Below are 8,727 nucleotides of genomic sequence, written 5' to 3' on the forward strand. Positions count from 1 at the left end.
CACGACTCGCAGGGCCTGTTCCAGCAGCGCCCCTCCAGCGGGTGGGGCACGGTGGAGCAGATCACCGACCCCGAGTACTCCACGATGGCGTTCCTCAAGGGCCTCAAGCAGGTCGACGGCTGGAAGAGCATGCCGCTGACCGAGGCCGCCCAGACCGTGCAGGTGTCGGCGTACCCCGACCACTACGCGCAGTGGGAGCAGCAGGCCGCCGACCTCGTCGCCAAGCACTGGAACAACAGCTGACTTTATTGAGGGGGACTGCTGGCCGGCACCCGTACACCGGGCGCCGGCCAGCGGCACATCCACCCGACGGCCGGCCCCCCGCACACCGGGGTGCCGGCCGTAGGCGTATCCGACCCACGGGCGCCGACGGGCGGCCCGGCGGCGTTCGGCGGGGGTGGGAAAACATCGGCAGGTGGGCTGGTTGAATGAGGTGTCGGTGTGTCCAGTGTCCCCGGGCCTCACCTAAATTGCCTTCGCGGAATACCGTTCGGCTGGAGCCGCGTCGCGCCACTCGCCGAGAGGCGACCTGCAAACCGACACCAGCGCCGCCCCCGAGCCCACCCGGGCCCGGGGGCGGCGCTGTCGTTCCCCCCGCGTCCGAGCTGGGCCCGGCTTCGGAGGCGTCCTTCCATCTCCGGCTCCAGTTCCGGCTGAGCCGCCCGACGGTGGCCGCTGCTGGTCGCGCCGGCCCAGGTCCGGGGAGAGGGGAATCGACGCCGCCCTCGTGGATGACCGTGATGTGGCTGCCCCACCTCGATCCACCCCGGCGGTGACCGATCAGAGGTGGGCGGGCCGTGCTGAGGACCGGGTGGGCGGGCCGGGCGGAGGACCGGGGGAGCGGAGAATGGGTGGGTGAGTGACGAGCGGGTATGGGCCGAGCAGCGGGGTGTGGTCGTACTGCCGAGCGGGGTGGCGGTGCGCGGACGCCGGATCGGCGATCCCGCGTCGCCCGCCGACTTCGCCCTGCTGTTGGCGGACGGGCCGGTGCCGGCGTGGCCGCACCGGCGGATCCGCTGGCCGGACTTCTGGGTCCCGGTCGACCGGGCCGACGCGGTCGACGCGTTGCGGGAGGCGTTGCGCCGCGCGCACGGCGGCGATCGGGTGGAGGTGGCCTGCCGGGGCGGCACCGGACGCACCGGCACGGCGCTGGCCGCGCTCGCGATCCTCGACGGGCTGCCACCGGAGCGGGCGGTGGACTGGGTCCGCGCCAGCTACCGTCCTCGGGCGGTGGAAACGCCCTGGCAGAAGCGCTGGCTGCGCCGACTGGCCTGACGGCCGGGCCCGGCGCCTCCGCCGCACTGCCACGCAGCCGGCGAACGCTCCGCCGCCATCGACCCGCAGCCGGCGAACGCTCCGCCGCCATCGACCCGCAGCGGCCGATGGTTGAACAGTGTCCGCCGCTTCCGGCTACCGCCGGCGTCGCAGCCCTGGAGACCGAGCAGCGCGCGGGCCGGGGTCCGAGGTGAGCGACGCGTACCGGAGAGCGAGCTGACCCAGAGGCGGCGAAGACGGCTCCGCCCCCGACCCCCATGGCGGGTCAGCGGGTTTTGAAGGCGGCGAGCCCGCCGAGCGACTCGTCGGCGATGAACACCGACGAGACTTGGAGGATGACCTCCTCGGCGTGTTTCGGGCAGGCCCAAGCGGAGTCGCCCCACGAGTCGGCGACCTTCAGCTCGGCCGGCGCGGGACACGACTCCCGGCCGCCGAGCTGGCAGGTGTCAGGGTGCGCGTGGTCGCGTACCGAGGCCATGGCGGTGCGCAGCCGGGCGGCGAGCTGGTCGCTGCGCTCGGCGCGCAGGTCCGCCACGGTCCGCAGTTGCCGCTCGGCGCGCACCGCCCGGGCCGCGGCCAGTCGCAGTTCGAGGTGGTCGACGACCATGCCGGCCAGGTCGACCAGCACGCCGGTCTGGCCGTCGGTGACTTCCCGGGGCGTACGGTCGATGACGTTGACCGTGCCGAGCCGGTGGCCGTCGGCGGTGATGATCGGCGCGGCGGCGTAGAAGCGCAGGCCCAGCTCCCCCCGGACCAGCGGGTGGTCCAGCGTCCGCGGGTCCACGGCGGCGTCGTTGACGACGTACGGGCCGTCGGCCAGCACCGCGGAAGCGCAGAGCCCGGGCTCGACGCCGACCTGCGTGACCCCGTCCAGCCCCTCGGTGGCGGCGAACCAGACCCGGTCGGCGTCGACGACGGTGACCGTGGCGATCGGCGTGCCGAACACGGTGGCCGCGATCCGGGCGACCCGGTCGAACGCGCCCTCCCGCGGAGCGTCGAGGATCTCGTAGCGGGCCACGGCGGCGAGGCGGTCCGGGGCACCCAGGGCGGCGGTGCGGGTCTGCTCCACGAGGTTCCCAACGGTGTGCGGTCCTGCGGCGGGTACGGCGCTGCGACTCTACCCGTCACGGATCACCGTGCCACGCCGGTCCGGTGCACACCCGCCGACGGTCGGGCGAGCGCGGCCCCGCCCGTTGTGGTGCTCGTCATCGACAGGGTTTTCGAAGCTCAATCCGGGTATGAGGGGCGCCTCGTCCGCGTTTTCGAGGCAGGTGTCCGCTCCATGGTTCCACCCCGTTCCGTTGCCCTCTATCGCGGCGCGCACCGCTCGCCGGCACGCTCGGTGTCGCGGGTCGCCCGCGATGTCGGGTCGTTGGCCCTCCTGGTCGTGCTCGCCACGCTCTTCCTCGACGCCTTGCTGATCACCGTCGGGCTGCTCACCTCCGTCGCCGCGGCGGTGTCGCCGCTGCGACGGTGGCTGCACCGGCTGGCGACACCGCCGGCGCGGGCGACTCCGACGCCGGGACGTTGACCGGGGTGGCCCGGTGCCGTGGGGCACCGGGCCGGCTCGCCGCCGTCGTGGCGGCGCCCGCTCAGCCGCCGACCTGCTCGCGGACGGCGGGCGGTCAGCGTGTCACCGTCGGCGCTCAGCCGCCGACGTACTCGCGTAGGTGGCGGGCGGTCAGCGTGTCACCGTCGGCGACCAGTTCGGCCGGCGTGCCGGTGAACACGATCCGCCCGCCGTCGTGCCCGGCGCCCGGCCCGAGGTCGATGAGCCAGTCGGCGTGCGCCATCACCGCCTGGTGGTGCTCGATGACGATGACGGTGTTGCCGGCGTCGACGAGCCGGTCCAGCAGGGCGAGCAGTTGGTCCACGTCGGCCAGGTGCAGGCCGGTGGTCGGCTCGTCCAGTACGTAGGTGCTGCCCTTGTCGGCCATGCGGATGGCGAGCTTGAGCCGCTGCCGCTCGCCGCCGGAGAGGGTGTTCAGCGGCTGGCCCAGGGTGAGGTAGCTCAGCCCGACGTCGACCAGCCGGTCGAGGATCGCCCGGGGTGGGCCGCCGGGGAAGAAGTCCCGGGCCTCGGTGGCCGACATGGCGAGCACCTCGCTGATGTTCCTGCCGCGCAGTCGGTAGGTGAGCACCTCCTCGGTGAAGCGCCGGCCCTCGCACTGCTCGCAGACCGAGGCGACCCCGGCCATCATCGCCAGGTCGGTGTAGACCAGCCCGATGCCCTTGCAGGTCGGGCACGCGCCCTCGGAGTTGGCGCTGAACAGGGCGGCCTTGACCCCGTTGGCCTTGGCGAAGGCCGTCCGGATCGGGTCGAGGAGGCCGGTGTAGGTGGCGGGGTTGCTGCGCCGGGAGCCCCGGATGGGGGACTGGTCGACCACCACGACCCCGTCGCGGCGCTGCAACGAGCCGTGGATCAGCGAGCTCTTGCCGGAGCCGGCCACCCCGGTCACCACGGTCAGCACCCCGAGCGGGATGTCGACGCTGACGTCGCGCAGGTTGTGCAGGTCGGCGTTGCGGATCGACAGCTGGCCGGTCGGGCGGCGTACCTCCTCCCGCAGCCGGATGCGGTGGTCCAGGTGCCGGCCGGTGAGGGTGTCGGAGCGGCGCAGCCCGGCCACGTCACCGGTGTAGCAGATCCGGCCGCCGGCCGTGCCCGCGCCGGGACCGAGGTCGACGGCGTGGTCGGCGATCGCGATGGTCTCGGGCTTGTGCTCGACGACCAGCACGGTGTTGCCCTTGTCGCGCAGCCGCAGCAGCAGGTCGTTCATCCGGGCGATGTCGTGCGGGTGCAGCCCGACCGTGGGCTCGTCGAAGACGTACGTGACGTCGGAGAGACTGGAGCCGAGGTGCCGGACCATCTTCACCCGCTGCGCCTCCCCGCCGGAGAGGGTGGCGGTCTCCCGGTCGAGGCTGAGGTAGCCCAAACCGATCTCGACCAGCGAGTCGAGCAGGTGGCGCAGGTTGCCGACCAGCGGCGCCACCGACGGATCCTCGATCCCGCGGACGAACTCGGCCAGGTCGCTGATCTGCATGGCCGAGCACTCGGCGATGTTGCGTCCGGCGATCCGGGCGGAGAGCGCCGCCGCGTTGAGGCGCGCGCCACCGCAGTCGGCGCAGGTGGTGAAGGTGACCGCCCGGTCGACGAACGCCCGGATGTGCGGCTGCATCGACTCGCGGTCCTTGGCCAGGTAGAGCCGCCGCACCTTGACGATCAGGCCCTCGTACGTCCAGTTGTTGCTGCCCATCTTGATCTTCGTGGCGGGTTTGTGGAGGAAGTCCTGCCACTGCTCCGGGGTGTAGTCCTGGAGCTTGACGTCCGGGTCGAACAGGCCGGAGCCGACGATGGTCTGCCAGTACCAGGAGTCGACGGCGAAGTTGGGCACGGTGATGGCGCCGTCGTTGAGCGAGCGTTCCACGTCGACCAGCTCGTTGACGTCGAGGTCGGAGACCCGGCCGAGCCCTTCGCAGGTCGGGCACATCCCCTCGGCCAGGTTGAAGCTGAACGCGCCGGCCCCGCCGACGTGCGGGGTGCCGAGCCGGCTGAAGACGATCCGCAGCATCGCGTACGCGTCGGTGGCGGTGCCCACCGTGGAGCGGGAGTTCGCGCCCATCCGTTCCTGGTCGACCACGATCGCCGCGCTCAGGTTGCGCAGCGAGTCGACGTCGGGGCGGCTCAGGTTGGGCATGAAGGACTGGAGGAAGGCGCTGTAGGTCTCGTTGATCAGGCGCTGGGACTCCGCCGCGATGGTGCCGAAGACCAGGGACGACTTCCCGGACCCGGAGACGCCGGTGAAGACGGTCAACCGGCGCTTCGGGATGTCGACCGAGACGGCGGCGAGGTTGTTCTCCCGCGCTCCGCGTACCTCGATCATGTCGTGGCTGTCGGCGGCGGACCGTGCTGGCTGCTGCATGCGAACCCTTTGCGAGATCGTGGGCGGAGTCCCGCCCGAGTTACATCTACGGGGGTTGGGCCGCCTTCAATCATCTCATTCATGCCCCCGTGGAGGGTTTCACGCCCGTACCCGGCGGGCGCCGTCGGAAGAAGGCCGGTAAGTCTCAAACGACGTGGAGAGGCTAGGGTGAACCGGTGGCGGATCGGGGGAAGCGTGCCGGGCGCTGGCGGGCGGTGGACGTCGCCGCGACCGTCGGGATCTCCGTGCAGCAGGTCCGCAACTACGTCGATCTCGGCGTGCTCCCGCCCGTCGAGCGCACCCCGGCCGGCTACCGGGTCTTCACCGACGCGCACGTGCGGGCGCTCGCCGTGGCCCGGCGGATGGCCGAGGGGCACGGCTGGGCGCGTACCCGGGACGTGATGGCGGCGGTGCACCGGGGTGACGTGCCGGCGGCGCTGGCGGCGCTCGACGGCGGCCACGCCGAGCTGGACCGCGAACGGGCCGACATCCGTCGCGTGCTCGGCGCGTTCGAGACCGTGGTGACCAGCCCGGCCGTCGCGGTGCCGGCGCGGCGCCGGGGGGTCCGCATCGGCGAGGTCGCCGCCCTGGTCGGCGTCCGCACCTCGCAACTGCGGCTCTGGGAGGAGCGCGGCCTGCTCCGGCCGGTGCGCGAGCGGGGCACCGGCTACCGGGTGTACGACGAGGCCGAGCTGCGCGCCGCACAGGTCGTCGCGCTGCTGCGCCGGGGTACGTACCCGTTCGACATCATCGCGGCGGTGCTCGACGAGATGCGCACCACCGGCAGCGCCCAGCGGGTGCGGGCCGAGCTGGGCAGGCGGGAGCAGGAGCTGCACCGGCGCAGCCTGCGGCGGCTGCGCGCCTCAGCCGCGCTGCACGACTACCTGCGCCGCCGCGGCGACGCCCCGGCCTGACCGTCGCCGCGGCGGGCTCAGCGCAGCACCAGCAGGTCGAGGTGGTCGACGACTGGGCCGGTGGCGTTCCGGGCCGCGGCCCGCAGCCGTGCCAGGCCGGCCGCGTACTCGTCGTCGGTGATCAGCTGGAGCAGGCTGTGCGCCCGCCGGTCGAGGTGCTCGGCGCACTCCGCGAGCGACGTCGCGGTGGTCTGTGCGACCGGCTCGACGGTGCTGACGGTGAACCCGGCGGTGGCGAACACCGAGCGCACGCGGGCCAGGTCGGGGTAGGTCTCGAGGACCCGCACGGCCTCCGGGAACCAGTGGAACAGGGAGATCCGGTGGTGCCGGCCCGGGAACGGCGACCGGATCAGCACCGGCGCGCCCGGTCGGAGCACCCGGCGCAGCTCGCGCGCCGCCGCGTCGAGGTCGGGAAGGTGGTGCACCACGGTGGACAGCCAGGCGCCGTCCATGCTGGAGTCGCGCAGCGGCACGGCCCCTGCGTGCCCGGCGAGCAGTGGCCGGTGTTGGGCCCGGGCCCGCATCGCCCCGGCAGGTTCCACCCCGACCACCCGGATGCCGAACCACTCGGTGAACGCGGACGCCCACGCGCCGGTGCCGGCTCCGAGGTCGAGCAGCCTGGTTCCGGTGCCTGGCCGCAGGTGCTGCTGCACCGCGTGCCGCCAGTTACCCAGGCCGGCCCGGGGCAGCTCGCGGGTGGCGGCGAAGGCCGCCGCGTCGGTGTCGTCGTAGGAGATCAGTGCCACGGCCACCACCTCGCCACCGTCGCCGGGCGGTCCGGGCGAACGTCCCCCGGTTCTAGTCGGAGGGTGACGCCGCAGGCAACGGCTTGTGAGCAAATCCGCACCGTCGATCGATTGCTGCGGCTGGCGGACAGGGCAGTGGGGATCGCCGTCGGCCGGTGACGGCGGGCCCCGGTCGTTCCCGGCCGGGGCCCGCCGCCGGCTCAGCCGATCGGCCGCCCGCCGCCGCCCAACCCCTCGTCCGGGGCGGGCCGGGGGTCGTTCCTGGTCGACCCGGCATCGGCCAGGTCCCAGTGCCGGTACAGCCGGCGCAGCGCCAGGTAGCCGCCGATGCCGGGCACCAGCGCCACCAGCCGCACCGACCGTGGCGTACCGCCGGCCAGCAGCACCAGGGCGATGACCATGAGGTACGCGCTGCCGTGCACCGGCCCGGTGGCGGAGGTCAACGCCGGCAGGTGCACGGTGAGCCGGTTGACCATCAGGACGGCCAGCGAGCCGGCCTCGACGGCGGCGGCGATCCGCAGCGCGGTCAGGTTCACCCTCATGTCACGCCCCCGTAATCGAGCCGGGGCGCATCACCATCAGCACCACCACGACGGCCCAGAGCAGCGCGAAGACCCCGGAGACGGCGGAGAGCCGCCGCAGGTCGACCGGCGACGGATGGGCCGCCGCCCCGCCGGCGGTGCCGTCGGTCCGCGTTGCCCCGGCGGTGCCGTCGGTCCGCGTCGCGCCGGTGGTGCCGTCGGCCGCACCGGCGGTGCCGCCATCCAGTGTCCGCGCACCCGTGGCCACGGGCGGGTCGGCCAGGGCGGTGACGACGCGTTCCTGGGCGGGCAGCACCACCAGGGCCAGCAGCAGGGCGGCGAGCACGGTCAGCGTGATCGACGCCAGCAGCCAGGCATCGGTGAGCACGCCGAGGCGTACGGCCGTGGCGACGCCGAACGCCGGGACGGTGAGGCCGAGCACCGCGTAGCCGCGGCTGATCCGGTGCAGCAGCCGGACGACGGCCGCGTCGCGCGGGTCGCCCCCGGCCAGCGCGGCCCGGCCGTACCGGGGGAAGAGGCTGGCGGCCACGGTCACCGGACCGATGAAGATGATCGCCGCCAGGACGTGGACGCTGAGCAGGACCTTGGTCATCGCGTACCCCTTCGGGGTCGTCGGCAGTGGCCGAGCGGCCACGGTCCGGGCGTGCGGGCCGGGACGTCGCCACTATAAGCCTGACTTAAAGTCTGACTGAAGGCCGGGTGCCTGCGATGATGACGGATCGGGGTCGACGAAGGGACCGCATGCAACCGGAGAGCGAAGGCGACACCGTGCCGGCGCCACGTGAGGGCCGCCCTGCGCTGACCACCTCGACGGCCCTGCTGTTCATCGCGGCCGGGCGGACCGTCCAACGGCGGGTCGAGGCGGCGCTCGCCGAACACGGGCTCACCCTGCGGCACGTCGGCGCCCTCGGTCACCTCGCCGCCAACCCGAACCTCTCCTACAGCGACCTCGGCCGCCGGGCGGGGGTCACCGCGCAGAGCATGCACGCGACGGTCAACCGGCTGGAGGAGTTGGGGGCGGTGGTGCGCCACCACGCCGGGCACGGCCGTGCGGCCCGGCTGGAGGTCACCGGACACGGGCGGACCCTGCTGACCCGGGCGGGGGAGATCGCCGCGAGCCTCGACGACGAACTGCTCGGCGACCTGCCCGAGGAGCGGCGGGCCGCACTCGCGCGGCTGCTGGTGACCGTGGCGGGCTTCGGTCCCCGCTGACCGCCGGCCCGTTGACCAGGCCGGGAGGCGGTCCCGCTGACCGAGGTCGACCCGTCGCGACGAGTGGGCCGGCGCGGGCAGGTGGGCGAACCGGGCGCGCCGCGGCGATCTTGCCGAC

The 8,727-nt window shown here is 73.7% G+C and carries 9 protein-coding genes and 1 pseudogene; 5 read left to right on the forward strand and 5 right to left on the reverse strand.

The window, feature by feature from the left end; translation table 11 throughout:
• Positions 1 to 243: pseudogene (locus NCC78_RS22790) on the forward strand (hypothetical protein); the annotation flags it as partial.
• Between the two features lie 612 nt (positions 244 to 855).
• Entirely contained in the window at positions 856 to 1,275 is a 420-nt protein-coding gene (locus NCC78_RS22795) for a protein-tyrosine phosphatase family protein (protein ID WP_250796934.1), read from the forward strand.
• A 265-nt stretch (positions 1,276 to 1,540) separates the two neighbouring features.
• Here NCC78_RS22795 and NCC78_RS22800 read toward each other — a convergent pair whose 3' ends face one another.
• Entirely contained in the window at positions 1,541 to 2,344 is an 804-nt protein-coding gene (locus NCC78_RS22800) for a GAF domain-containing protein (protein WP_250796936.1), read from the reverse strand.
• 213 nt (positions 2,345 to 2,557) lie between these two features.
• On the opposite strand from NCC78_RS22800, the gene NCC78_RS22805 reads away from it, so the two are divergent.
• The gene (locus NCC78_RS22805; protein ID WP_250796937.1) at positions 2,558 to 2,806 is read left to right on the forward strand and encodes a hypothetical protein; all 249 of its coding nucleotides are present in this window, start codon (positions 2,558 to 2,560) and stop codon (positions 2,804 to 2,806) included.
• Between the two features lie 115 nt (positions 2,807 to 2,921).
• On the opposite strand, the gene NCC78_RS22810 is transcribed toward NCC78_RS22805, so the two are convergent.
• Positions 2,922 to 5,195: an ATP-binding cassette domain-containing protein gene (locus tag NCC78_RS22810; protein ID WP_250796938.1), complete on the reverse strand. Its 2,274-nt coding sequence runs from the start codon at positions 5,193 to 5,195 to the stop codon at positions 2,922 to 2,924.
• Positions 5,196 to 5,371: 176 nt separating this feature from the next.
• Here NCC78_RS22810 and NCC78_RS22815 point away from each other — a divergent pair, with 176 nt between their 5' ends.
• Positions 5,372 to 6,109 (forward strand): MerR family transcriptional regulator, encoded by a 738-nt coding sequence (locus NCC78_RS22815; protein WP_250796939.1) that lies wholly within the window; start codon positions 5,372 to 5,374, stop codon positions 6,107 to 6,109.
• A 17-nt stretch (positions 6,110 to 6,126) separates the two neighbouring features.
• Here NCC78_RS22815 and NCC78_RS22820 read toward each other — a convergent pair whose 3' ends face one another.
• From NCC78_RS22820 to NCC78_RS22830, 3 genes are all read right to left on the reverse strand, one after another.
• Positions 6,127 to 6,855: a class I SAM-dependent methyltransferase gene (locus NCC78_RS22820; RefSeq protein ID WP_250796940.1), complete on the reverse strand. Its 729-nt coding sequence runs from the start codon at positions 6,853 to 6,855 to the stop codon at positions 6,127 to 6,129.
• A 200-nt stretch (positions 6,856 to 7,055) separates the two neighbouring features.
• Positions 7,056 to 7,397, reverse strand: coding sequence for a hypothetical protein (locus tag NCC78_RS22825; RefSeq protein WP_250796942.1), 342 nt, complete (start codon positions 7,395 to 7,397; stop codon positions 7,056 to 7,058).
• 1 nt (position 7,398) lies between these two features.
• Positions 7,399 to 7,989, reverse strand: a complete 591-nt coding sequence (locus tag NCC78_RS22830) for a hypothetical protein (protein WP_250796943.1) — start codon at positions 7,987 to 7,989, stop codon at positions 7,399 to 7,401.
• A gap of 176 nt (positions 7,990 to 8,165) precedes the next feature.
• Here NCC78_RS22830 and NCC78_RS22835 point away from each other — a divergent pair, with 176 nt between their 5' ends.
• Entirely contained in the window at positions 8,166 to 8,609 is a 444-nt protein-coding gene (locus NCC78_RS22835; protein WP_250796944.1) for a MarR family winged helix-turn-helix transcriptional regulator, read from the forward strand.
• Positions 8,610 to 8,727 lie beyond the last annotated feature (118 nt).

This window comes from Micromonospora phytophila (genome assembly GCF_023656545.1).
Taxonomy (GTDB): domain Bacteria; phylum Actinomycetota; class Actinomycetes; order Mycobacteriales; family Micromonosporaceae; genus Micromonospora; species Micromonospora phytophila.

What these genes read in the sequence shown, in the direction of transcription:
- NCC78_RS22805 (WP_250796937.1), top strand. Translation starts at nt 2,558, where the DNA reads ATGGTTCCACCCCGTTCCGTTGCCCTCTATCGCGGCGCGCACCGCTCG.
- NCC78_RS22810 (WP_250796938.1), bottom strand. Translation starts at nt 5,195, where the DNA reads ATGCAGCAGCCAGCACGGTCCGCCGCCGACAGCCACGACATGATCGAG.
- NCC78_RS22825 (WP_250796942.1), bottom strand. Translation starts at nt 7,397, where the DNA reads ATGAGGGTGAACCTGACCGCGCTGCGGATCGCCGCCGCCGTCGAGGCC.
- NCC78_RS22830 (WP_250796943.1), bottom strand. Translation starts at nt 7,989, where the DNA reads ATGACCAAGGTCCTGCTCAGCGTCCACGTCCTGGCGGCGATCATCTTC.